This is a genomic window from Exiguobacterium sp. s121, from assembly GCF_018617245.1.
GTDB classification, from domain to species: Bacteria; Bacillota; Bacilli; order Exiguobacteriales; family Exiguobacteriaceae; genus Exiguobacterium; species Exiguobacterium profundum.
Map to the genome: position 1 here is coordinate 266,405 of NZ_JACSJV010000001.1, position 22,640 is coordinate 289,044.

Consider the following 22,640-nt stretch of genomic DNA (forward strand, 5'->3'; position numbering starts at 1 on the left):
ACTTTTTTTGAAAAAACGGTGAATGTCACGCTCGTTTGGTACGATATAGAGAGTGAATCATGTTATAGGATGAAAGGAAGACGATTATGCTACGCGGATTATATACAGCAGCGGGAGCGATGAATGCCCTGCAACGCCAACAAGAGATTTTGAGCAACAACCTTGGTAATGTGAGAACACCAGGCTTCAAAGCGTCTGATGGCGTGGTACGTTCGTTTCCGGAGATGCTTCTTGCACAAGTCAGCAATCCGGATAACGCGAAATCGCGCGTGAAGGGAGAAGTAGGTACCCTATCAATGGGCGTCTATCTTCAAGAAACAATGCCCCGATTCTCAGCTGGGAGTATCACAGAATCCGGTAGCCCGACCGACCTGTATTTAAAGGCACCTACTGATTTTGCGGGAGCCCCGATGTTTGCAGTCGAACAAGGCGGCGAGACGTTATATACGACAAATGGACGCTTCTCGATCGATGAGACGCTCTTCCTTCGTTCTGCGGACGGCGGATATATCCTTTCTGATGAAGGGGAACGAATCCAATTACCATCGAGTGAGTTTCAAGTTGGGAAAGATGGCGTCATCACATCGCTTGGACAAAACGTGGCGACTCTTGGTGCCTACCAAATCGATGACTTGACGACTCTTGAACAAGTCGGCAATGACTGGCGTGTGACGGGTGATGCCCCGGCGCCGGCCCAGGTCGAAGTACTACAAGGATTTATTGAAGAAGCGAACGTCAACCTCGACCAGACGATGGCAGACTTGATGATGACGTATCGTCAGTTTGAGGCGAATCAAAAGGTCGTCCAAGCGTATGATAAAAGTGCCGAGCGGGCAATCGAAATCGCTCGTATTCGTTAAGGAGGAACACCATGCAGTCCATTTATAACTCGGTCAACTCTCTGTCTCAACTTCAGCGTCAATTAGATGTGACAGGTCACAATATCGCAAATGTCGATACGGTCGGCTTTAAGCGTCAACAGGGGCATTTTGCTTCGCTATTGTCGCAGGCGTATAACAACCAACCGCGTCCTGAATTCGAAGTCGGTCGAGACACACCGAACGGGATTCGGATTGGAGTCGGGGGACATGTCGCCGATATTACACAGCAGTTCAATATCGGACAAGTACGTACGACAGATCGTGGATTGGACGTCTTTTTAAAGGCGAGCCGTCAATTTTTTGTCGTGGACACGCCGAACGGTGTCGGGGTGACTCGAAGTGGAAACATGCAATTGTCAGTCGGTGACGAGACGACGCTCGTTGATGTGAACGGGAATCCGCTTCTTGGAGATGACGGTAATCCAATCACGATGCCGAACGATGCGACGAATCAGCGCATTCGTCAAGACGGTGTGGTCGTTGCGAGTGTGAATGGCGTTGAACAAGAATTCGGACGTCTCGACATCGTAGAAGTCCGCAATACGTCGGAATTACGTCCGCTCGGTGATAACGTGTTCGAAGCGGATTTGGAGACCGAAGTCGATCGTCCACTCGGAAATCTATTGATTGAAGGGACACTCGAGTCATCGAACGTTGATTTGACGAAAGAGATGACTGATATGACAATCACACAACGAGCATATCAAATGAACTCACGGGCGATGTCGATGAGCGATCAGATGATGGGGCTTGTCACGGCGTTACGTCCATAACGCATACCGCTTCTCGAGCCGAGAAGCGGTTTTTTTATAGACAAAGGGGGAGAAGCATCAATGCGGATTGTAGTCGCGATGGATTCATTCAAAGGCTCACTTTCGAGTATGGAAGCAAATCAAGCGGTCCTTCGTGCGCTTGAAGGGCATGAGGTCACCATCATACCGATCTCTGACGGAGGAGAAGGTTTTTTGGATGCTTGGATTGCGACACATGCAGAAGGAACCATTATAGAAGAAAATGTCGTGTGCTTGGATGGAATACAGCGCGTTGCACGTTTTGGTTTCGAGCCGTCAACGAGGCACGCGGTAATCGAAGTGGCGGAAACAGCAGGATTGACACTCCTCGCTCATGTCGATCCGTGGCGCTACAGTTCAGTCGGAGTCGGTCAACAGATCGTTCAAGCGCTAGAGCGTGGGGCGAAGATCATCACCATCGGGCTCGGAGGGAGCGGAACGATGGATGGTGGGAAAGGATTGCTCGAAGCGTTAGGTGTTCGTTTTCTTGATGCGAACGGCTCTGTGTTATCGACCATTCCCCATCGACTAGAAGAAGTGGCATCAATTGATTGGTCCGGTCTTCATCCGCGTGCGCGCGAGGTCGTATGGAGAATGTCTTCCGATGTACAGAACCCATTGATTGGTGGAAGCGGAGCAGCCTATGTGTTCGGACCCCAGAAAGGATTGGCGGCAGATGTAGTGAAGCGATATGACCGGATCCTCGATCACTACGCGAACTGTTTTGAAGTGGATAGAAGAGCACTTCCTGGAGCAGGGGCGGCTGGCGGCATCGGCTTTGCGCTATTGCAGCTTGGTGCAATCTACGTGAGTGGCATCGAAGAAGTGGTCAGTTGGTCTAAGCTCGAAGAACAGTTAGAAAAAGCAGATTGGCTGATTACAGGAGAGGGTAAATTTGACGCGCAAAGCTTTGAGGGAAAGGCACCGTATGGGTTGGCACGCCTTGCGAATACGCATGGGGTCCCGACCCTCGTCTTCACCGGACAGTCCGATTACACATCGCATATGGAGTCCGGCATCGTCGCCATTTTTCCAATCGTGTCTCGGATCATGACGTTAGAAGAAGCGATTTGGGAAGCAGCTCCGTTGCTGACGAATGCGGTCCAACGCGTGCGTCACCTTATTGAAAAGGCGCCACGACAGTAGTCGGGCGCCTTCGCATTCATAAAGAACGATTTTTTAGCAGATCACGAATCTCTGTCAACAGTTGCTCTTCTTTCGTTGGTGTCGGAATAGCAGCTTCCTCCACTTCTTTTTCACGCTGTAAACGATTGATGACTTTGACAATCAAAAAGAGGGCGATGGCGATCAAGAAGAAGGACACAATCTGTTGAATAAAATTGCCATATAACACGTCCACTCCGAGTACACTTGCTTTTAAGCTAGAAAAATCGATTCCTCCAATAATGATTCCGAGAAGCGGCATAAAGATATCGTTGACGAGTGAGTTCACGATTGCAGTGAACGCTGCACCGAGTACGACAGCAATCGCCAAGTCGATGACGTTCCCCCGCATTGCGAATTTTTTAAATTCATTCCACATAGACAAACCTCCTGACGTTGAATAGTCTAAGCGTAGCATATTTGAAGGGAAAGAAATAAATCGTTCGACTTCTATCAGGGAAGGATGCTTGTTCGACTTTTCTGCATAGGGTACACTAAAAAGGTAGCAATTTACGCATTTTAATACCAGGTACTAATATGATATAATCATTTTAGCTGAAAGGATGGTTGGACGTGGCGAACGATGAACAGACGAGTTCGGAAGAACAAAAAGGTTCACCAGAACAAGAGACGAAGCAGAAAAAGCAATCGCGATTATCGAATCATCGTCGATTCCCGATTTTACTGCGCGTGCTCGTTGTTTTAGTGTTGGCAATCGCGATGCTCGCCCTCGGAGCGGTCATCGGATATAGCGTCATTGGCGGAGGCGATTGGAAAGATGTATTTGACATCGAGACCTGGCGCCATATCACCGATTTTTGGCTAACCTCTTAAAGGCGGTGGATGGATGTATACAATTGAGCAAATCAAAGAAGTAATCCCACACAGATACCCGTTTCTGTTAATTGATCGAATTATTGAAGTCGAGGAAAAGAAGCGTGCTGTTGGATTAAAAAATGTCACGGCGAATGAAGAGTTCTTTAACGGGCATTTCCCAGACTATAATGTCATGCCAGGTGTCTTGATTGTTGAAGCACTCGCACAAGTCGGTGCTTTTGCAATGTTGAAAGACGAATCGAATCGAGGCAAGCTCGCCTTTTTTGCAGGGATTGACAACTGCCGTTTCAAACGCCAAGTCGTCCCGGGTGATCAACTTCGCCTCGAGGTAGAAATCATGAAAATTCGTGGACCAATTGGTAAAGGACGTGCCGTGGCCACGGTCGACGGAGAAGTTGCTTGTGAAGCAGAACTCACTTTCGCCTTGAAGTAAGGAGAAATGGGATGCGTGCTTTAGTCATTGTATTATTAGTTGGCTTGATGACGATTGTGGGTTGTCAGCAGCTCCAGACAGAAGAGTCGAGTGAAGAGAACGTCGTTTACGAACAAAATGTGGATGAAACGATGATTGATAAACGTGCAGGACAGTCCGATGCAATCGCCGTTTCTCTTGAGCGAACGAATAACACGACGATGCTCTTCACGATTCGAATGCTCGAAAATCGTCGTCTTGATCCGACGACGGTCATGAGTTATGAGGTCGAAGGCGAACGCGTTGCGATTCCGTTTGGTGAACTGATTGCAGAGCGTGAAGAGGATATTCGGACGTATGAGTATCAGACGGACGTAGACCCGGATCTGTTCGTATCAGAGACACTTCCACTCTTCCATCTCGTTGAAGAAGGTGAATCGGAAATCACGATACCACTCGAAGTCATTAATTCGACAAATGGTGAATAAGAAACAGGCGATGTTGTCGAAAATCGCCTGTTTTTTTGTGGAGATAAGTCTATTCTATCCGATAAAAAGAGTAAGGAGAGAATGGAGGAATTTTGAGATGAAACAGAAATCAGAGTCGTTACAGACGCGCATTCTAGCATCAATGTTGGTCTTCGTCACGTTGCTCATCATTTTGTTTGGAGTAGTGCAATACTTCAGTACGAAGCATTCCGTACTCAGTACGTTACATGCGACGTTAATTGAAGATGGTGAACGGATTAGTGAATCATTGGATGTCGATGCCTATGCATCCTTCGTAACGAATCCGTCAAAAAATGAGCAGTATGAGCAGTTTCGTGAATATTTAGATGCATATCGTCAGCAAATTGGAGCGATGTATGTATACACGATCGCCACAGAGGGTGAGGAAGTTCGAATGATCGTGGACGGATTGAGCGAGGCGGATGCCGCAGAAATCGGGTCTCCGACTACAGCGATGACGTATGAAGGAGCAACGGCCGCATTCAAAGGAGAGACGGTCACGACAGATGTCATCGATGATCCGGAGTACGGGAAGTATGTGACGGTGCTCGTCCCGATTAAACAAGGGAACGAGGTAGTTGGGGTACTCGGAATTGATAAAGCTGCTACTGAGGTCTCCGCGATTACAGGAGATGTCTTAAAAGAGAGTTTAGTTCCAATCTTAATCGGTTTACTCGTGCTCCTTGTCGTTTCGGGAATCATCATCTGGCGTTATCTTGGCTGGAAATTGCGTCCACTTCAAGCGCTAGAACGTGTGGCCACATCCATTGCTGAAGGTGATTTGGCGACAGCGACGACTGCGGTTGAAGGTATTAAGTTAAAATCTAATGACGAAATCAAACGTCTGACGGTATCGATGGATAAGATGACACATATGTTAAAAGATTTGATTTCCGGCATTCAAACGTCGGCACAGACGGTACGGGATGAGAGTGGCAACGTTTCAGGTATCTCAGAAGAGGTAAATGATGCCTCTCGCCAAATTGCCTATACGATGGAAGAAATCGCAAGCGGTGTTGAGAATCAAAGTGTCTTGACGATGCGTCTTTACGGACATATGAATGAATTTTCGACACTTGTCGAGCAAACGACATCAGACGGAGAACAAGTGAGTGAGCAGGCGGAAGTCGTCAGTCGGGTGACGATGGATGGTCTACGTTACATGGAGAGTGCCGTCAATCAAATGACTCACATTCATGCGCAAGTGAAAACATCACAAGGACAAGTCCGCGACTTTGAACAACAAGCGGACGAGGTGACGGAACTGGTCACGATGATTCGTCAAATTTCACAACAGACAAACTTGCTTGCACTCAATGCAGCGATTGAAGCGGCTCGGGCCGGTGAACACGGAAAAGGGTTTGCCGTCGTCGCCTCGGAGATTCGGAAACTTTCGGATAGTGTCGCTGAGTCTGTCAGTGAAATTTCGGAAATCGTCGGAAGCGTCAAACAAAACTCGATTGCGCTCGGTCAAACCTTTACAGAGAGCATGACGGCTGCAGAGGAAGGGAAAGCGACACTTGAATCAACGAAGCGTGCGTTCACTGAAATCGAACAGAGCGTTCGTCACATGCAACAATTGACGAGTTCGATGCGTGGCCAACTCGATCGAGTGAAGACGAACCAGGACCACATTCAACATGGACTGTCTGAAATTGCTTCGATTTCAGAAGAAAGTACGGCCGGAAATGAGGAAGTGGCTGCTTCGACGGAACAGATGTCGGCGACGAGTGAGACGATGAATCGTCTCGTAAAAGATTTGTCGAGCACGGCAGAGGACATGCAACGAATGAGTCAACAGTTCAAGTTATAAACAGTCTCACTTCAGACAGACCTCTCGTGCGTCCGCTATAATGGGCGCAAGGGAGGTTTTTTCATGCAACAATTCTCTAGTGAACTGACACAGTTTCGGGGAAGTCATTATGACTTCGGACGATTTCAAGGAAAATATATTAAGCGCAGTCAATTGCTCGAAAATCGGACGGATCAGTGGAAACTACGCGTTCCGCGATTTGAGATTGATGCCACTGAGGCAAAGGCTGCCTTCGATGAATTTGCTCCAAAGATTTGGGAAGAGTTGATTGGGTTACAAGATGAGCTGAAGCTGTCGCTCAATGACACGTTACTTCATTTCGGACATTTTCGAGTCAACAATCCAATCAGCGGCTGTTCGATTTTGACGGGGGATAACTTTCTCGTTCGGAATTACGATTATCACCCGATGACGTATGACGGTCGATACAACGTCTTTCAACCGGATGACGGGTATGCGGTCATCGGACCGGTCTCTCGTGTCACCGGACGTATGGACGGAATGAATGAAAAAGGACTTGCCATGGGCTACAATTTCATCAATCGTCGTCGACCCGGGGACGGGTTTGTCTGTCAAATGATTGGACGAATCATTCTAGAAACATGTGCGACGGTGGAAGAAGCAGTCGATTTATTAAAAGAGATTCCGCATCGCGGGTCATTCACATACGTCGTCCATGACAAATCATCGAAAACACGTGTAATCGAGGCGACGCCTCGAGACATCCAAGTACGGGAATCGAATATCTGTACAAACCATTTTGAACTACTCCAACACGAGAATCGCTATCATCTTGATGATTCGACTCGTCGCATGATGGAAATCAAAGTCGTGCAACACTTGATTCAAGATGCGGAGAGCGCATTCCGTCTCATGAACGACACCGACAAGGGCGTCTTTTCAGAATTGTACAAGAGTTGGGCGGGAACGATTCATACGGCTGCTTATTTCCCTGAAACGCTCGAGACCTGGTTTGCGCTCGGTGGAGACCGTGACCCGGTCATCTTCGACTTCCAAAAATGGCTCGATGGGGAAGATTTCGATCTTCATGCACTTGACGGTGAATTGGCGACAGATATCGAGTTTGCGAATACGGTTCAACTTTGGCGCTGACGTTTGTCAGTGCTTTTTTTAGGAGAAACGGGAATACCCATTATAGGAGGGATGAAAGATGAAACGATTTGGAATCATACTCATCATGCTGACACTTGTTACACTACTCGGAGGTTGTGTTCCGGGTGACGGGACGTACACGACGGATCCGGCAGGTTTTTTCTGGGGTATTTGGCACGGATGGATTGCACCGATCTCACTCATTTTAGGATTATTCAATGATACGTATCGTGTGTATGAAGTGAACAATACCGGCTGGTTCTATGATTTAGGATTTTACATCGCTGTCATCAGTGGATTTGGTGGATTGACGTTGACGCGGAAAAGTCGAGGGTAATCTGGAGTGACCAAACGAGGTCACTCTTTTTAAAATCTTTTTTACCGTAAACGCTTGCATAAAAATATTTTTCATATTATGATTCAGGTGAAAATGATTTTAAGGAGGATTTATTCATGTCACGTCTCTTTGAACGAGCGCAACAATTCGGGAAATCGTTCATGTTGCCGATTGCTGTCTTACCGGCCGCTGGACTACTGTTAGGAATTGGGGGCGCCTTGTCTAACCCGAATACGGTGCAAGCGTACCCGTTCCTCGACATCGACTGGTTGCAACATCTATTCACCATTATGGCGGCTGCCGGTTCGATTGTATTCGCGAACTTGGCTGTGTTGTTTGCCATCGGTGTCGCTGTCGGACTCGCGAAGTCTGATAAAGGAACGGCCGGATTGGCAGCGATGCTTGGGTATTTGATTATGAATGCGACCATCAACGCAATGCTTCAGATTACTGGAGAGTTGATGGAAACGAACTTAGCGAGTGCCGGTCAAGGGATGGCGCTCGGAATTCAAACGCTTGAAACTGGTGTGTTCGGTGGGATCTTGATTGGGATTGTCACGGCGCTCTTGCATAACCGCTACAACAAGCAAGTGCTTCCACAGTTCCTCGGGTTCTTCAGCGGATCACGTTTTGTCCCAATCATCACGTCATTCGTTGCGATTGGTGTAGGGATTGGGCTCTACTTCATCTGGCCGACGGTGCAGAACGGGATTTTCTCGTTAGGTGGTCTCGTTGAAAAAACAGGATATATCGGAACATTTATTTATGGGTTCGTCCTTCGGATGCTTGGACCATTTGGATTGCACCATATCTTCTACATTCCGTTTTGGACCACTGGGCTCGGGGGCTCGATGGTCATTGACGGAACATTGATCGAAGGAACACAAAAGATTTTCTTCGCGCAGTTGGCTGACCCGAACACGACACAATTCTATGAAGGAACAGCACGATTTATGTCGGGTCGATTCATTACGATGATGTTTGGTCTTCTCGGTGCGGCGCTTGCCATGTATCACTGTGCAAAGCCGGAGCAAAAGAAAGTCGTGTTCGGGCTCTTGTTCTCGGCAGCACTCACCTCATTCTTGACGGGAATCACAGAGCCACTCGAATTCGCATTTTTGTTTGTCGCGCCGGTCCTCTATCTAGTACATGCTATCTTTGATGGACTTGCTTTTATGATGGCTCACATCTTTGAGATTACGATTGGTCAAACATTCTCTGGTGGGTTCATTGATTTTATCTTATTCGGGGTCTTACAAGGGAATGACAAGACGAACTGGATGCTCGTACCGGTCATCGGTGCCTTCTGGTTCTTGCTCTACTACGTAACGTTCCGTTTCCTCATCACAAAGTTCAATTTCATGACACCTGGACGATCGGATGAGACAGTAAAAACAGCAGACGTTGCGGCGTCGGATCGTACGTCAGCCATCATTGCGGCACTAGGTGGCGACGACAATATTGAGACGGTCGACTGCTGCGCGACACGCCTCCGCGTCACCGTCAACGACAATCAACATGTCCGTGAAGACTTGTTGAAAGAGACGGGCGCTCACGGGGTGGTTCAAAAAGGGAATGGAATTCAAGTAATCTACGGTCCTTCTGTTACAATTATTAAGAATGAAGTCCAAGAGGCGTTAGGCCGGGGCGAATAACGAATGTGTTGGAGGGAAGAACCGTGTGGGAGCAAATAAAACACGTGTATTCAGAAATGACGGGCAGTGAGAAAAAGATTGCGGATTATCTGATGGCGAACATGAATGAGGCAATCGAAATGAACATTACCGATTTAGCAAATGCGATTGCGACTTCACCAGGGACAATCACGCGGTTTTGCAAAAAAATCGGAGTGGGAAGTTATAGTTCACTGAAGCTCATGATGCAAAAGACGTTGACGGAAACGAATTTGCCCCAAACGACTTCGCTCGAACCGATGCAGCGGTCATACATTGAATTGATTCAGACGACCGCTCATTTAATTGATCAGGATGAACTACTTGCGATTTGTAAAGAGATTACATCGAGCCGATCCGTTCACTTATACGGATTAGGCAACGCCGGACTAGTGGCACAGGAAATGGAATACAGATTGAGACGGATGGGATTGTTGGCGACTACCGCTTTCGACAGTCACAGCATGGTCATGGACGCATCGATTGTCACGTCAGAAGACGTAGTCATTGCCTTTTCGAATAGTGGAGAAAGTCGAGAAGTCGTCCAGGCGATGCAACTCGCGAAAGAGTCGGGGTGTACGACAGTTGCATTCGTCGGTTATCAACATTCACCACTTGCTGAACTTGTCGACTATCGGTTGTTGACTGCCGGTGCCTCCGGTGAGGCATTCTTGATTAATACACAACTCCCACTTCTCTTCACAGCCGACGCGGTGACGAAGACATTGATGGAGACGAATGAAGCATTAAAAGCGCATTATCTACAAACACTTAAAGCGCTTGATCGTTTAAAAGAAAGAAGTGAATAACTATTATGATAACGTTACCGACTGGATTGATTGTTTCGTGCCAGGCTTTAGAAGGTGAACCGCTCCATAGTGAATTCATTATGGGACGGATGGCTATTGCGGCCGTTCAAGGTGGCGCCAAAGGAATTCGAGCCAATTCAGCGAGGGATATTCAAGAAATAAAAAAACACGTGACTGTTCCGATTATTGGTATCGTCAAACGTGACTATGAAGATAGTGACGTGTTCATCACAGCGACCATGAAAGAGATCGAGGAATTGATGGAAGTCGGTGTGGACGCCATCGCGCTCGACGCGACAAAGCGTCCTCGTCCGGGAAACCTGTCACTCCAAGAACTGGTTCACGCTATCCGCTCGATTTATCCGAATCAATTGTTGATGGCTGATTGCGCGACCCTCGAGGACTGCATTGAGGCGGATCGCCTTGGTTTCGACTATATCTCGACAACTTTGCACGGATATACAGACGAAACGAAAGGATCTCTTCTCTACCATGATGATTTCAAGTTTTTAAAAGATGTGTTAGATCACGTGACACAGCCGGTCGTGGCCGAGGGGAATATTTTGACACCTGAGATGGCAAAGCGTTGTATGGATTTAGGAACGCACGCGGTCGTTGTAGGGGGAGCCATCACCCGTCCGCATCAAATCACGGCACGATTCGATGCAGCGCTCACTTCGAGTGTGAAGAGTTCGCTGTAAGAATGAATCAATCAGGACGCTATTCAATACCTCACGACGCGATGGACGTCGTGAGGTATTTTTTATATATCGGTACAGGGAAAGACCAAACTGTTCGATATAATGAGTGTGGATGATTTTTAGCGTGGAGGTGCCATATGCACTCATATGAGTTTCAAATGTATCGGAATTTCGATGAGCTAGCGATTGACTTGATTGAGTTAGCAAAAGAAATAGTACCAGATAAACTAGTCTATCTCACGTCAATTGAGAATGACACCCAACATATACTCAAACTGTCCTCACAAGATTCTCCTATCCTACTTGAAGAAGGCATGTCCTTTGATTTGAAGGATACGGTATGTAATCGAATCGATTTCAATCAACGAGAAGTTTTGATGTATGAAGACATCGAATCGCAGATTGAATCGACGCGACTTCAGGCATTACTGCGCGAAGTGAACATCAAGTCGTATTTGGGAATCCCGATTCTGACGAAGAACGGGGATATTTTCGGTACGCTCTGTGTCGCCAATCATAAAAGCGCCCAGTACGATTCAAAAAGTGTCCGCTTGTTGAAGCGCGTGGTTCGTATGTTCAGTTACTATTTAGAACTCGAACGTCGTGCCTCACGGGATGAATTGACGGATCTTTATAACCGACATTACTTGAATAACTATTTTGAGACGAATCCGAATCAAGGTGGGGCACTGTTCTTGATTGATTTAGATGGGTTCAAATGGGTGAATGACACATTCGGTCATGATGAAGGGGACCTCGTCTTGAAAGAAGTGGCGCTTCGTCTGAGACGTTTGATGGAGCCGATACCTGATTCGAGAGTGTATCGTTTAGGTGGGGATGAATTTCTTATAAAAATCGCACATGCGTTATCAAAAGAGACTGTCATTGGGTATGCTGAACAAATCTTGTCTGTATTGAAAGAATGGGACGACCATCTCCCGTTATCAGCGAGCATCGGCATCGCTCAATATGATTCCGACGAACAGGCGGACCTCGGTCGATTGTTGAAAGAGGCAGACATTGCACTGTATCAATCTAAATCGAGCGGGAAGAACACGTACAAGTTTTATAAATAACGTCAGAAGGCTAAACCGATGGATTACGATTGGTTTAGCCTTCTGTTTTCGCATTCAGCACCAACGAACCGATTGGCGTGAAAGGATCGAATGAAAAACGGGTAGTGATTAAGAGTTCGGTTTGCATCCCGTAACGGCGACCGTATGATAATCACGGGAGTCCGGTCCACGTTGTACCGATACGTCCTTGAATCCGAGACTCACCGCTGCGGGGATAAATTGATTCCGAATCATATCGGAGATGTCGTTCCATTCGACATCACCTTTCCCGTCACAGTAGGTGATGACAAATGTGCCATTCGGTTTCAAGACGCGTTCGATTTCAGACAGAACGGTCGTGACATCTCTCCAGAAATATAGTGTGTGAACGCTGAACACGTGATTGACGGATGCGTCCATCATCTCAAATTGATGCAAATCTCCTTGAATCAACTTTGCCCGTTTTGTTTGCATCGAAGCATGATTACGCTGTCGTGCTGAATCGAGAATCGTCTTCGAACGGTCGAGACCCATGACATGTACGTCAGGATGTCGTTGAAGGATGGTCGCCATCGCATCGCCGGCCCCGCACCCGAGCTCTAGAACGGTTGTACCAGGTTGAATGTCTAACTGTTCAATCGTCCATTCGACTTCGACCCGGTGTTGGCGTACCATCTTTTCCCCGATATACTTTCCGACGGGACCCCTTGGATTCTCGTATTGACTGTCAATCCATTTCAGTAGCACTTGTGGTAACACATCATCACCTCACTTCGAAAGTAGCTCGATTGTAGCACATCGATGAGACAAAGGAGTCAACAACATGCGTTCATTTTGGATACTCGGCAACCAACTCTCGCACGAACTTGCGATGTTGAAGGATATGAAAGAAGATGACGTCATCGTCATGATTGAGGCGACATCACGCGCATCGTGGCGTCCGTACCATAAACAAAAGCTCGTCCTGATCTTCTCTGCGATGCGCCACTTTGCGGAAGAATTGCGTGATAAAGGATATACCGTAGATTACCACGAAGCGGATTCGTTCCAAGAGGCGTGGGACAACCATGTGAAACAGTACAATCCGGACGAAATTCATATCACCGCCGTCACGGACGAACCGATGGCGAAAAAACTGAAACAGTTCGGTAAGAAACATCACCTTGTCGAACATACGGATGTCCCGCTCTTCTACTTATCAAAAAAGGAAGCGACCGAGACGCTCGGAAATGAACCGTGGCGGATGGATCGTTTTTATCGTTACATGCGTAAGCGATTCGACGTATTACTCGAAGACGGGAAGCCTCGCGGTGGAAAATGGTCATTTGATACGGATAACCGAAAACCACCGAAAGAAGGACTATCGTTTCCATCTGCCATCCATTTCCGTCCAGATTCGATCACGAAAGACGTCATCGAAAAAGTCGAGTCAACGTTCTCGGAGCATCCAGGAGAGGTGACCCGGTTCCATTGGCCGGTCACACATCATGAGGCGAGACGTGCGCTAAAACGGTTCGTAGAAGAGCGTCTTGAGACGTTCGGCCCGTATCAAGATGCGATGATGACGGATGAACCCGAGATGTCGCACAGCCTGTTGTCAGCTGCCATCAATATCGGTCTACTGACACCGCGTGAAGTCGTTGATGCGGCATGTCAGGCGGATGCACCGCTATCGTCGATTGAAGGATTCGTCCGGCAAATCCTCGGTTGGCGGGAATATATGCGCGCCGTCTATCTCGCTGTCATGCCCGGTTATGAAGACGTGAACACGTTCAAGCATGAACGCGACTTACCGTCCTTCTTCTGGGATGCGAAGACGGATTTGAACTGTCTGCATCAAAGTTTGAAACCGGTCGTCGCGCATGCCCACAATCATCATATCCAGCGACTGATGGTGCTCGGAAACTATGCGACATTGTTCGAGATTTCACCGCAACAGACGAGCGACTGGTTCAACGAGATGTACATCGATGCCTATGACTGGGTCGTCTTACCGAACGTTCTTGGGATGGCCCTTCATGCGGACGGTGGAAAGCTCGCCACAAAACCGTATGTCGCTTCCGGAAAATATATCGACCGGATGAGTGACTACTGTCGGGATTGCGCATACAACCCGAAACATACGACAGAAGACGACGCCTGTCCGTTCAACGCCCTCTATTGGCGGTTCATCGATCGTCACGAGGAACGATTCTCGAACAACCAGCGGATGAAGATGATGGTCCGCAATTGGCAAGGACGGGATGATGATGTGAAATCCGATATCTTAGCGAAAGCCGAACAGACGTTGACCGATTCCCCGTGAATCGGTTTTTTTACGTTCTCTTCATGAAACTTTGCGATTTCTTTATCGTGTCTTTACAATCGTTCGTTACGATAGGAGCTGTGAGACCCCCTCACTCCAAGTGAATAGTTACCGGTAGAACCTTTGAGAGACCAACAGAAGCCCGTACGTCGATGACGTGTCGTTTCTGTTGGTCCTTTTTTGAAGAGAGGATGATTCAAGTGAATGAAGCGATTGCACGAATCGGACAAGAACGGATGATTGCCTCCATCAAAAGTCCAAAACAAATCGAGGCGTTTTTACGGACAGATGTGACGACGACGTTTCTCATGATGGGAACGCTCAGTACACTCGACCGCTATGTGGCGCACTTGAAGCGAGAGAATCGAACGGTCTTCCTCCACGCTGAGCGAATCAATGGCATCAGCCTCGACCGGGACGGGATCGATTACCTCGCCAAACGTGTCGGCGCCGATGGGATTGTCACGACGAAAGCATCCGTGCTCCAGCATGCGAAGCGAGCGGGGCTCTTGACGGTACAACGACTCTTTCTCGTCGACTCGGACGCGGTCACGAGCGGGCTCAAGCTCGCCGAGGCGCAACAACCGGATGCGATTGAACTCATGCCTGGTCTGATTCCGAGCGTCGTCGAGAAGATTTCCCGGGACGTCTCTTTTCCGATTGTGACAGGTGGCATGATTCGTCAACCGATTGACGTGCATCGCGCCCTCGATCATGGGGCATTCGCCGTATCGACCGGGGATGAACGACTTTGGCACGTACAAAGTCAGAAGGAGGAATTAGCATGAAATCGATACAACTACAACAACTGGCGAAATCATTCGGGGAGACGGAAGTCATTCGAGGGATTGACGTGACGATTGAAGCAGGAGAGTTCTTCGCACTCGTCGGTCCGTCCGGCTGCGGGAAGAGTACGATGCTTCGGATGATAGCCGGGCTCGAATCCATCACAAGCGGAACGCTTCGCATCGACGGAGTGGCAGCAAACGGGATGAAGCCGAGTGAGCGTCACTTGTCGATGGTGTTCCAAAACTATGCCCTTTACCCACATATGACGGTTGAGAAAAATATCACGTTCGGTCTACATACGAAAGGACTGACGAAGCTTGAACAGCGGGAGCGTTGCCTACAGGCGGCGGAGACACTCGGGCTCACCGATTACTTAAAACGGAAACCGCGCGAACTCTCCGGTGGTCAGCGACAGCGTGTCGCCTTGGCACGTGCCATCGTGACCGAGGCACCCATTTGCCTGATGGATGAGCCGCTTTCGAACTTGGATGCGAAACTACGGGCAAAGATGCGTTCAGAGATCCGTCAGTTACAGCGCAAACTCGGATTGACGATGATTTATGTCACCCACGACCAAGTCGAGGCGATGACGATGGCAGACCGCATCATGCTCCTCAATGAGGGGGAAGTGCAACAAGTCGGGAAGCCGCTCGACCTATACAATAAACCAGCGAATACATTCGTCGCTTCTTTCATCGGATCACCTCCGATGAATCTAGTCGACGTGACACGACAAGAAAAAGGCTGGATGGCATCAGACGGGCGAATGTTTGATCCGAACACATTGACGGAGATGTCACAGGCGACACTCGGTGTCCGTCCTGAGCAAATCAAGCCGGCGGATGAAGATGTGACGTTTTACGCAGAACTGAAGAATATTGAAGTGCTCGGGACCGAGACAATTCTCGCTTTTGACATCGGGGGGAATGAATGGTTGGCAAAATGGCCGGGGCAATGGCCGCTCACGGTCGGCGAAAAAGTGGCGTGTTATGTGGATCCGAAACAGATGTCGCTATTTGATACGAACGGACAGCGCATTGAGCCACGACAACCGAAACTGTTTGAGGCGTTGGAGGTGTTCCAATGACGGTCGCCTTACCGAGAGAGAAAGTCCGGACGCGGCTATCTGACGCAGCGAGCGGATTGTTGTACTTGTCTCCGTCTATCATCTTGTTTGGTGTCTTCCTCGTCTATCCACTGTTGCGAACGATTTATTTAAGCTTTTTCCGGACCGACACACAGGGGACACCACTCGACTTTGTCGGAGTCGGGCACTATAGCAATTTGTTCACGAGTGCGGCATTTTGGCAAAGCATTCAGGCGACAGTCGGATTCGTCCTTTTGACGGTCCCGCTCACGATTTTGATTGCGCTCGGTCTCGCACTCCTCGCCAATGAGAAACTGAAAGGGATCGGTATTTTTCGGACGGCGTTCTCGGCGACGATGGGGATGAGCGTCGCGGCGTCATCGGTCATTTGGATGTTCATGTATAATCCGTCGATCGGTATCTTCAACCGGTTTCTCGAGGCAGTGGGGGCAAGCGGTGTACAGTGGCTCCTCGATCCACAATATGCGCTCCTTTCCGTGTCACTTGCGACCGTTTGGATGAATATCGGCTTCACGTTCTTGATTCTACTCGGCGGTCTGCAGAACATCGATCGGACGTTGTATGAGAGTGCGGACATTGCCGGGACGAGTTATTGGACGCAACTTCGGGCCATCACCATCCCGATGTTGTCACCGACACTTTTCTTCGTCGGGATCATCTCGCTGATCAACGCCTTCCAGACGTTTGGACAGATTGATTTATTGACGAAAGGTGGACCGACGAATGCGACGAATGTCATCGTCTATGCCATCTACAAAGATGCGTTTATCAATTATAACGTCGGCAGTGCCAGTGCCCAGGCCGTGCTCTTATTCATCGCCGTCCTTCTGTTGACGTGGCTACAGTTCAAACTGGTCGAAAGGAAGGTGCATTACCAATGAGATTACGGAATATAGGCGTCTATGTCTTACTCATCTTGAGTGCCGTCGTCATGCTGTTTCCAATCGCCTATGCGTTTTCGATCAGTCTGATGGACGGGAAGGAAGTGCTCCAGGGACATCTCCTTCCACGTGAACCTTCATTGGAAAACTATGTGGCCGCGTTCGAACGCATCCCGATGATGACGTACCTGCTCAACAGTTTGATTGTCGCGCTCCTCGTGATGGTCGGACAGGTAGTATTATCGAGTCTTGCAGCATTCGCGTTCGTCTTCATCGACTTTAAAGGAAAAGGGCTCATCTTTATGCTCTTCCTGGCAACGATGATGGTGCCATGGGAAGCGACGATGGTCCCGAACTTTTTGACAATCCAGTCGCTCGGTTGGCTGAATAGTGTTTGGGGACTGTCTGTGCCGTTCTTCGCACTCGCATTCGGGACGTTTTTACTTCGGCAACAGTTCAAAACGATTCCGTATGAAATGTACGAGGCATCCCAAGTTGCCGGGATCAGTCGCTTCCGATTCTTTTGGAACGTCGTCTTGCCGGTCTCGAAGACACCGCTCGTCACATTGTCGGTGTATAGCTTTTTGACGACTTGGAATATGTACTTATGGCCGCTTCTCGTCACGAACACGGAACAGGCGCGGACGGTCCAAATCGGCATCAAACAGATGCAGTCGAACGAAGTCGCCTCGGATTGGGGCGTCGTCATGGCAGCAGTCATCTTGATTATCATTCCGACACTTGTATTGTTGTTCGCAGGACAAAAGCACTTGCAAGAAGGATTGACGCAAGGCGCTATCAAATAATAGGGGGATATGACAAATGAAAAAGTTAGGATTATTCGCAGGGTTGGCAAGTTCGGTGTTATTACTCGGGGCATGTGGCAGTGAAGAAGCGGCACCAGTCGCGGCGACGACAGAAGACGGAAAGACAGAGGTCGTCTTTTGGCATGCGATGAGTGGGGACTTGGAGACGGCTTTAAACAGTCAAGTCGACGCGTTCAACGCTTCGCAAGACGACTATGAAGTCAAACCGGTCTTCCAAGGAACATATGAGGAAGCGTTGACGAAATTCAATGCGGTCGCCGGTTCGGAAGACGCTCCAGCCATCATGCAGACGTTCGAGGTCGGGACGAAATACATGATCGATTCGAACAAAATCACACCAGTTCAAGAGTTCATCGACAAAGAGGATTTTGACACGAGCGTATGGGAAGAGAACATCTTGAGTTATTATCAGGTCGATGGGAAGCAATACTCGATGCCGTTCAACTCCTCGACACCGATCCTCATCTATAACAAAGAGGCGTTTGAAAAAGCAGGGCTCGATCCAGAGAAAGCACCACGCACATATGACGAGTTGAAAGAGGCGGCGAAGAAGTTGACAACGGACGGTCAGACCGGCTTCACGATGCTCAACTACGGTTGGTTCTTTGAACAGCTCTTGGCCGCACAAGGTGGACTGTATGTCGACAATGACAATGGACGAAGCGGAGACCCGACGAAAGCCGTGTTTGATGGCGAAGAAGGACAGAACGCGTTCAATCTCATCAAAGAGATGTACGATGAGAAGACATTCCTAAACGTCGGTCAAAACTGGGACGACATGCGCGCGGCATTCCAATCTGGAAAAGTTGCCATGTACCTTGATTCGTCAGCAGGAATCCGTACGGTAGCAGACAACGCGGACTTTGAAATCGGCGCATCGTACTTACCGGTACCGAATGAAGCGGAGCGTCAAGGCGTCGTCATCGGCGGGGCATCGCTCTGGATGGGTGATGGCATTGCCGAAGAGACGAAAGAAGGCGCATGGGAGTTCATGAAGTATGTCGCTTCAACGGAAGCGCAAGCACAGTGGCATGTTGACACAGGCTACTTCGCCATCAATCCGGAAGCATACAATGAACCGATCGTAAAAGAAATGTGGGCGAAATATCCACAACTGAAAGTGACGGTCGACCAACTCAGTGAGACGAAACCATCACCGGCGACACAAGGAGCGCTCATCTCGACGTTCCCGCAATCACGTCAAAGTGTCGTCAACGCGATGGAAAGTTTGTATCAAGGGGTGTCGGTCGAAGAAGCATTGAAGCGTGCGGCCGATGAGACGACTTCCACCTTGGGGCAGTGACATGTTGATTTACGCACATCGCGGCTATAGCGCCAATTACCCGGAAAATACATTGTCCGCGTTCGAGGCAGCTCTTCCCTATGTGGACGGAATCGAGCTGGACGTACAGCTATCGAAGGACGGGCGTCTCGTCGTCATTCATGACGAAACCGTCGACCGGACGACAAATGGAACGGGATGGGTGAAAGACATGACGCTTCAGGAGTTGCGCCAGTTGAAGATTGACGGCTATGAACGCATCCCAACGTTAGAAGAGGTGCTCGGACTGATTGAACGAAGCAACGTCACCCTGAACATCGAATTGAAGACGGATCAATATGCGTATCCAGGGATTGAACGTCTCGCTTGGTTTGCTGTCAACGAGTTTGAACTCGGTGACCGTGTCGTGTTCTCCTCATTCAATCGTGAAACGCTCGTCCGAATGCGAGATGCGGCACCAGTCGCCCGGCTTGCAGTGTTGACACTCACGGGTGAGTCGGACACCGTCTCGTTCGCTGAAACGATTCGGGCCGAGGCGATTCACGCCCAGCCTGCATTTATCGGTTCGAAAGCATGGGATCAGATACAACAGACGACGCTCGAGACACGGCTCTACACGATCAACGACGTGAAGGACCTTCCCCCGATAACGGTTTCGGCCATCATGACAGATGAGGTTGAACGGTTTACAAAATGAGTAGACTAAACCCCGCTCCTGAGAAGGAGCGGGGTTCATTCATGTCATGATCGGTTCTGGTGTGTCATAGGTTGAGATGACAACTTGATTACGCCCTTCGTTTTTCGCTTGATAGAGCGCCGAATCAGCGAGATCTACCATCCGCTTGATGGGGAGCGAGGTCCCGTGTGCGACCCCGACGGACGTCGTGATTTGAATCGGTGGAAAATCGTTCAAGTGGAATAGTTCAGCAGCAATCCGTTCTCGTATCCGGTTGGCCACTTTGTCTACCTTCTCTGGCGTCAAGTCGTACATCAAGATGACGAATTCTTCGCCACCGATTCGTGCGACAGTGTCATGGGCACGCGTCTCGACTTTTAAGATGTTGGCGAACTGTTGTAAGACGAGATCACCGTTTCCGTGACCATATGTATCGTTCACATGTTTAAAATGATCGATATCGAGCGCGAGTACATTGTACGTCCGATTCTCTTGACCGATGGAAGCCGTATATCGATCCCACACACGTCGATTGTATAGACCGGTCAAATGGTCTCGTTCAGACGACTGTTTGTACTCGATGGCACGGCGGGTCGTTTGTTCTAGGTCGATGGTGAGGATGCTCGAGAGTAGACCGACGAGCATGCCAATCATCCAAATGGACAAGACGAGGGATACATAGGCTGTGCTCCAACCCATATTGATATAGACGGCAATCGAAATAATGAAGAGCGCCCATACGTTCAAAAAGATACTCTGTAAGAAGAGTCGCTCCCGAAGCAGCCGATGAATCCAGAGCATCCCGATGCTGACGATGAACGTCGCGATAAATGCAATCATGGCCTGCTCGGTCATTCCGAACAAGAATCGTGTACTGGCGATGACAAGTGTCGCAATGAATAAAGGAAAACGAGCACCATAAAAAGCAAGCAACACGAGCGGTAAGTGACGTAAATCCACACGGACCATATCGTTAGCTTCTACGGCGTTATACATCAAAAACAGACCGAGTGCACCGGCGAGTATTCCAATCACAGAACTACGAAGACGGTACGAATTAAAAAGCGAAGAATGATAAATCTTCGAGATGATATAAAATCCGGTGAATGCGACACAAGCATTGAGCAACAAGACGGTGAGCGTCATTCCTTCACGACCTTTTTCATAGACTATACATTAACGGTAGCAGTCTTCAAATAATTGTCAATCTGAAGGTGTGTAAATGTTCATTATCTTTTCACGCTTTCTTCTTTGTTCCTCGAAACGCAAAAAACATAGCGATGCCAATTCCAATGCCGAGCCACCAATTATCGAGGGTGAGCCCGAAAACGACGGCGAATACGACCGCGACGGGAATCGATAAGTAGCCACGTTGTTTCATCTTCATTTCCTCCTCTCTTCGACACTTCTTTATTCCCAAAACGAATGCGCTTCATTCTTGAATCGAAACAAATTAAAAAACGTTCGACCGATTAAATCAGTCGAACGAAACCGAATGTTTAGGTGATGATTGCAATGAACAACTCTGTCTGGTGTGGAGCTCGATCGTAAAGGTGGTGCCTTCCCCGTATACCGAGTCCGCATGAATTCCCCAACCATGGGCTTCAGCGATTCGTTTACAGATTCGTAGACCGAGACCGGTTCCTTTGATCGATTGGTGGGCAGCGGATTCGACACGGTAATATTCATCAAATACGTATGGAAGTGCTTCTTCCGGAATCCCGATGCCGGTATCGGATACAGATAAGATGATTGTGCCAGCACATTCAAATACTCTCGTATGGACCGTACCGCCGTCAGGAGAGTACTTGATGGCGTTACCAATGAGGTTATGGAGCAATTGCCGTAACTTTTCTTCATCTGCTTGAATCGAGACATCATTCGTTTCAAATGTCACTGTATGAAGCGGGGAGGTCGTCTGATAGCTCGACATGACATCCTCTAAAAGAGGACGGAGTGCGAACGTCGTCACGGTCAGTTGGTCAGCCGTGTAGCGCTCTTTTTGATAATCGAGGAAATTATCGACGAGCCGCTCCAGCCGTTCCGATTCTTGTTTGACTTGTGTTAGCATCTGATACGACTTTTCCGAACCTTGATGGCGTGTCATGAGTAACTCCGTATAGCCATGGATGGCAGTCAATGGCGTGCGGAAATCATGAGACAGTTCGGCAAGGAAACTGTCTTTACGTTCTTCAAAGCGGACAGCTTCTGTTTGGTCGCGCCACATGATGAAAACGCCACGTGGTGTGCGCGTGAAGTTGAAAATCAAATGTAGCGTCTTGTCATTAAAGCGCAGACGACGTGAGGTCATCCTTGGATCCGTTTCAGTCGCACATTCGAGCAATTCCTGGATGAGGTGCATGACTTGTGCGGAATCCGCCCCATGCTGTTCCAACGTGGCATATAAATAACGAGTCAATGTTTCCAATGTGTCAAAAGATTGTGTTGTCATCGAAGGGCACCATTGCCGAAGAGAATCATTCGAATACAGACGACATCTTGAGAAATCGATATAACACATCGCATCCTGTACTTCTTCCACGATGGAAGCGATGGAGAACGTGTGGCGTTGCTGTTTTTGACGAGCGGAGCGTTTCTGCCTAATCCTATGGAATCGGCGCATGGACCTACCTCCTCGCGAACATTTGTACATGCATTCACAATAAGTATACGACAT

25 protein-coding genes are annotated in these 22,640 nt (G+C 48.7%); 20 read left to right on the forward strand and 5 right to left on the reverse strand.

Annotated features, from left to right (window positions below):
- Positions 1 to 86: 86 nt before the first annotated feature.
- Genes KOG47_RS01500 through KOG47_RS01510 form a run of 3 tightly spaced genes read left to right on the forward strand, consistent with a single transcriptional unit; the run spans position 87 to position 2,818 of the window.
- Complete coding sequence (locus KOG47_RS01500) at positions 87 to 860, forward strand: flagellar hook-basal body protein (RefSeq protein WP_159562963.1); 774 nt, start codon at positions 87 to 89, stop codon at positions 858 to 860.
- A gap of 11 nt (positions 861 to 871) precedes the next feature.
- Positions 872 to 1,654 carry a flagellar hook-basal body protein gene (locus KOG47_RS01505; RefSeq protein ID WP_196431264.1) on the forward strand — a complete coding sequence of 261 codons (783 nt, stop codon included), beginning with the start codon at positions 872 to 874 and terminating at the stop codon, positions 1,652 to 1,654.
- A 60-nt stretch (positions 1,655 to 1,714) separates the two neighbouring features.
- Positions 1,715 to 2,818, forward strand: a complete 1,104-nt coding sequence (locus KOG47_RS01510) for a glycerate kinase family protein (RefSeq protein ID WP_196431263.1) — start codon at positions 1,715 to 1,717, stop codon at positions 2,816 to 2,818.
- Between the two features lie 16 nt (positions 2,819 to 2,834).
- On the opposite strand, the gene mscL is transcribed toward KOG47_RS01510, so the two are convergent.
- Positions 2,835 to 3,215 carry a large conductance mechanosensitive channel protein MscL gene (mscL, locus tag KOG47_RS01515; protein WP_196431262.1) on the reverse strand — a complete coding sequence of 127 codons (381 nt, stop codon included), beginning with the start codon at positions 3,213 to 3,215 and terminating at the stop codon, positions 2,835 to 2,837.
- A 194-nt stretch (positions 3,216 to 3,409) separates the two neighbouring features.
- On the opposite strand from mscL, the gene KOG47_RS01520 reads away from it, so the two are divergent.
- From KOG47_RS01520 to KOG47_RS01565, 10 genes are all read left to right on the forward strand, one after another.
- On the forward strand, positions 3,410 to 3,670 hold the full coding sequence (locus KOG47_RS01520; protein WP_031422281.1) for a DNA-directed RNA polymerase subunit beta: 261 nt from the start codon (positions 3,410 to 3,412) through the stop codon (positions 3,668 to 3,670).
- Positions 3,671 to 3,683: 13 nt separating this feature from the next.
- Positions 3,684 to 4,106 carry a 3-hydroxyacyl-ACP dehydratase FabZ gene (fabZ, locus tag KOG47_RS01525; protein ID WP_031422282.1) on the forward strand — a complete coding sequence of 141 codons (423 nt, stop codon included), beginning with the start codon at positions 3,684 to 3,686 and terminating at the stop codon, positions 4,104 to 4,106.
- Positions 4,107 to 4,117: 11 nt separating this feature from the next.
- The gene (locus tag KOG47_RS01530; protein WP_074035755.1) at positions 4,118 to 4,573 is read left to right on the forward strand and encodes a hypothetical protein; all 456 of its coding nucleotides are present in this window, start codon (positions 4,118 to 4,120) and stop codon (positions 4,571 to 4,573) included.
- 97 nt (positions 4,574 to 4,670) lie between these two features.
- Positions 4,671 to 6,407, forward strand: a complete 1,737-nt coding sequence (locus KOG47_RS01535) for a methyl-accepting chemotaxis protein (protein ID WP_196431261.1) — start codon at positions 4,671 to 4,673, stop codon at positions 6,405 to 6,407.
- Positions 6,408 to 6,470: 63 nt separating this feature from the next.
- Positions 6,471 to 7,520, forward strand: a complete 1,050-nt coding sequence (locus KOG47_RS01540) for a C45 family autoproteolytic acyltransferase/hydrolase (protein WP_196431260.1) — start codon at positions 6,471 to 6,473, stop codon at positions 7,518 to 7,520.
- 58 nt (positions 7,521 to 7,578) lie between these two features.
- Complete coding sequence (locus KOG47_RS01545; RefSeq protein ID WP_012727334.1) at positions 7,579 to 7,857, forward strand: hypothetical protein; 279 nt, start codon at positions 7,579 to 7,581, stop codon at positions 7,855 to 7,857.
- A gap of 116 nt (positions 7,858 to 7,973) precedes the next feature.
- Positions 7,974 to 9,512, forward strand: coding sequence for a maltose/glucose-specific PTS transporter subunit IIC (locus KOG47_RS01550; RefSeq protein WP_159562958.1), 1,539 nt, complete (start codon positions 7,974 to 7,976; stop codon positions 9,510 to 9,512).
- Between the two features lie 23 nt (positions 9,513 to 9,535).
- Positions 9,536 to 10,339, forward strand: a complete 804-nt coding sequence (locus KOG47_RS01555) for a MurR/RpiR family transcriptional regulator (RefSeq protein ID WP_012727332.1) — start codon at positions 9,536 to 9,538, stop codon at positions 10,337 to 10,339.
- A 5-nt stretch (positions 10,340 to 10,344) separates the two neighbouring features.
- Positions 10,345 to 11,040 carry an N-acetylmannosamine-6-phosphate 2-epimerase gene (locus KOG47_RS01560; RefSeq protein ID WP_196431257.1) on the forward strand — a complete coding sequence of 232 codons (696 nt, stop codon included), beginning with the start codon at positions 10,345 to 10,347 and terminating at the stop codon, positions 11,038 to 11,040.
- Between the two features lie 137 nt (positions 11,041 to 11,177).
- The gene (locus KOG47_RS01565) at positions 11,178 to 12,116 is read left to right on the forward strand and encodes a sensor domain-containing diguanylate cyclase (RefSeq protein ID WP_214736527.1); all 939 of its coding nucleotides are present in this window, start codon (positions 11,178 to 11,180) and stop codon (positions 12,114 to 12,116) included.
- Between the two features lie 108 nt (positions 12,117 to 12,224).
- Here the strand turns inward: KOG47_RS01565 and KOG47_RS01570 are convergent, their stop codons facing one another.
- Positions 12,225 to 12,854 carry a class I SAM-dependent methyltransferase gene (locus KOG47_RS01570; RefSeq protein WP_159562956.1) on the reverse strand — a complete coding sequence of 210 codons (630 nt, stop codon included), beginning with the start codon at positions 12,852 to 12,854 and terminating at the stop codon, positions 12,225 to 12,227.
- A gap of 64 nt (positions 12,855 to 12,918) precedes the next feature.
- Between KOG47_RS01570 and KOG47_RS01575 the strand changes: the two genes are divergently transcribed.
- The 7 genes from KOG47_RS01575 to KOG47_RS01605 all read left to right on the forward strand — a co-directional run bounded on the left by KOG47_RS01575 (position 12,919) and on the right by KOG47_RS01605 (position 19,984).
- On the forward strand, positions 12,919 to 14,400 hold the full coding sequence (locus tag KOG47_RS01575; RefSeq protein WP_215243630.1) for a cryptochrome/photolyase family protein: 1,482 nt from the start codon (positions 12,919 to 12,921) through the stop codon (positions 14,398 to 14,400).
- Positions 14,401 to 14,591: 191 nt separating this feature from the next.
- Positions 14,592 to 15,188 carry a glycerol-3-phosphate responsive antiterminator gene (locus KOG47_RS01580; RefSeq protein WP_074035768.1) on the forward strand — a complete coding sequence of 199 codons (597 nt, stop codon included), beginning with the start codon at positions 14,592 to 14,594 and terminating at the stop codon, positions 15,186 to 15,188.
- Positions 15,185 to 16,276: an ABC transporter ATP-binding protein gene (locus KOG47_RS01585; RefSeq protein ID WP_159562953.1), complete on the forward strand. Its 1,092-nt coding sequence runs from the start codon at positions 15,185 to 15,187 to the stop codon at positions 16,274 to 16,276. The genes KOG47_RS01580 and KOG47_RS01585 overlap by 4 nt, the downstream gene beginning before the upstream one ends.
- Entirely contained in the window at positions 16,273 to 17,178 is a 906-nt protein-coding gene (locus KOG47_RS01590; protein ID WP_214690443.1) for a carbohydrate ABC transporter permease, read from the forward strand. Before KOG47_RS01585 ends, KOG47_RS01590 begins: the two co-directional genes overlap by 4 nt.
- A complete protein-coding gene (locus KOG47_RS01595; protein ID WP_215243631.1) occupies positions 17,175 to 17,984 on the forward strand; it encodes a carbohydrate ABC transporter permease in 810 nt (269 codons plus the stop codon). The genes KOG47_RS01590 and KOG47_RS01595 overlap by 4 nt, the downstream gene beginning before the upstream one ends.
- A gap of 16 nt (positions 17,985 to 18,000) precedes the next feature.
- Entirely contained in the window at positions 18,001 to 19,308 is a 1,308-nt protein-coding gene (locus KOG47_RS01600) for an ABC transporter substrate-binding protein (protein WP_074035774.1), read from the forward strand.
- Between the two features lies 1 nt (position 19,309).
- Entirely contained in the window at positions 19,310 to 19,984 is a 675-nt protein-coding gene (locus KOG47_RS01605; protein WP_215243632.1) for a glycerophosphodiester phosphodiesterase, read from the forward strand.
- 39 nt (positions 19,985 to 20,023) lie between these two features.
- Here the strand turns inward: KOG47_RS01605 and KOG47_RS01610 are convergent, their stop codons facing one another.
- The 3 genes from KOG47_RS01610 to KOG47_RS01620 form a co-directional block, all read right to left on the reverse strand.
- Positions 20,024 to 21,109, reverse strand: coding sequence for a GGDEF domain-containing protein (locus tag KOG47_RS01610; RefSeq protein WP_196431250.1), 1,086 nt, complete (start codon positions 21,107 to 21,109; stop codon positions 20,024 to 20,026).
- A gap of 91 nt (positions 21,110 to 21,200) precedes the next feature.
- Positions 21,201 to 21,344 carry a hypothetical protein gene (locus KOG47_RS01615; RefSeq protein ID WP_026825140.1) on the reverse strand — a complete coding sequence of 48 codons (144 nt, stop codon included), beginning with the start codon at positions 21,342 to 21,344 and terminating at the stop codon, positions 21,201 to 21,203.
- 96 nt (positions 21,345 to 21,440) lie between these two features.
- Positions 21,441 to 22,586, reverse strand: coding sequence for a sensor histidine kinase (locus tag KOG47_RS01620; RefSeq protein WP_215243633.1), 1,146 nt, complete (start codon positions 22,584 to 22,586; stop codon positions 21,441 to 21,443).
- Positions 22,587 to 22,640 lie beyond the last annotated feature (54 nt).

Bases quoted from the DNA above. Each gene is read 5' to 3' on its own strand.
- KOG47_RS01500 (WP_159562963.1), top strand. From the start codon at position 87: ATGCTACGCGGATTATATACAGCAGCGGGAGCGATGAATGCCCTGCAA.
- KOG47_RS01505 (WP_196431264.1), top strand. From the start codon at position 872: ATGCAGTCCATTTATAACTCGGTCAACTCTCTGTCTCAACTTCAGCGT.
- KOG47_RS01510 (WP_196431263.1), top strand. From the start codon at position 1,715: ATGCGGATTGTAGTCGCGATGGATTCATTCAAAGGCTCACTTTCGAGT.
- mscL (WP_196431262.1), bottom strand. From the start codon at position 3,215: ATGTGGAATGAATTTAAAAAATTCGCAATGCGGGGGAACGTCATCGAC.
- fabZ (WP_031422282.1), top strand. From the start codon at position 3,684: ATGTATACAATTGAGCAAATCAAAGAAGTAATCCCACACAGATACCCG.
- KOG47_RS01530 (WP_074035755.1), top strand. From the start codon at position 4,118: ATGCGTGCTTTAGTCATTGTATTATTAGTTGGCTTGATGACGATTGTG.
- KOG47_RS01535 (WP_196431261.1), top strand. From the start codon at position 4,671: ATGAAACAGAAATCAGAGTCGTTACAGACGCGCATTCTAGCATCAATG.
- KOG47_RS01540 (WP_196431260.1), top strand. From the start codon at position 6,471: ATGCAACAATTCTCTAGTGAACTGACACAGTTTCGGGGAAGTCATTAT.
- KOG47_RS01545 (WP_012727334.1), top strand. From the start codon at position 7,579: ATGAAACGATTTGGAATCATACTCATCATGCTGACACTTGTTACACTA.
- KOG47_RS01550 (WP_159562958.1), top strand. From the start codon at position 7,974: ATGTCACGTCTCTTTGAACGAGCGCAACAATTCGGGAAATCGTTCATG.
- KOG47_RS01560 (WP_196431257.1), top strand. From the start codon at position 10,345: ATGATAACGTTACCGACTGGATTGATTGTTTCGTGCCAGGCTTTAGAA.
- KOG47_RS01565 (WP_214736527.1), top strand. From the start codon at position 11,178: ATGCACTCATATGAGTTTCAAATGTATCGGAATTTCGATGAGCTAGCG.
- KOG47_RS01575 (WP_215243630.1), top strand. From the start codon at position 12,919: ATGCGTTCATTTTGGATACTCGGCAACCAACTCTCGCACGAACTTGCG.
- KOG47_RS01580 (WP_074035768.1), top strand. From the start codon at position 14,592: ATGATTCAAGTGAATGAAGCGATTGCACGAATCGGACAAGAACGGATG.
- KOG47_RS01585 (WP_159562953.1), top strand. From the start codon at position 15,185: ATGAAATCGATACAACTACAACAACTGGCGAAATCATTCGGGGAGACG.
- KOG47_RS01590 (WP_214690443.1), top strand. From the start codon at position 16,273: ATGACGGTCGCCTTACCGAGAGAGAAAGTCCGGACGCGGCTATCTGAC.
- KOG47_RS01595 (WP_215243631.1), top strand. From the start codon at position 17,175: ATGAGATTACGGAATATAGGCGTCTATGTCTTACTCATCTTGAGTGCC.
- KOG47_RS01600 (WP_074035774.1), top strand. From the start codon at position 18,001: ATGAAAAAGTTAGGATTATTCGCAGGGTTGGCAAGTTCGGTGTTATTA.
- KOG47_RS01605 (WP_215243632.1), top strand. From the start codon at position 19,310: ATGTTGATTTACGCACATCGCGGCTATAGCGCCAATTACCCGGAAAAT.
- KOG47_RS01610 (WP_196431250.1), bottom strand. From the start codon at position 21,109: ATGACGCTCACCGTCTTGTTGCTCAATGCTTGTGTCGCATTCACCGGA.
- KOG47_RS01615 (WP_026825140.1), bottom strand. From the start codon at position 21,344: ATGAAACAACGTGGCTACTTATCGATTCCCGTCGCGGTCGTATTCGCC.
- KOG47_RS01620 (WP_215243633.1), bottom strand. From the start codon at position 22,586: ATGCGCCGATTCCATAGGATTAGGCAGAAACGCTCCGCTCGTCAAAAA.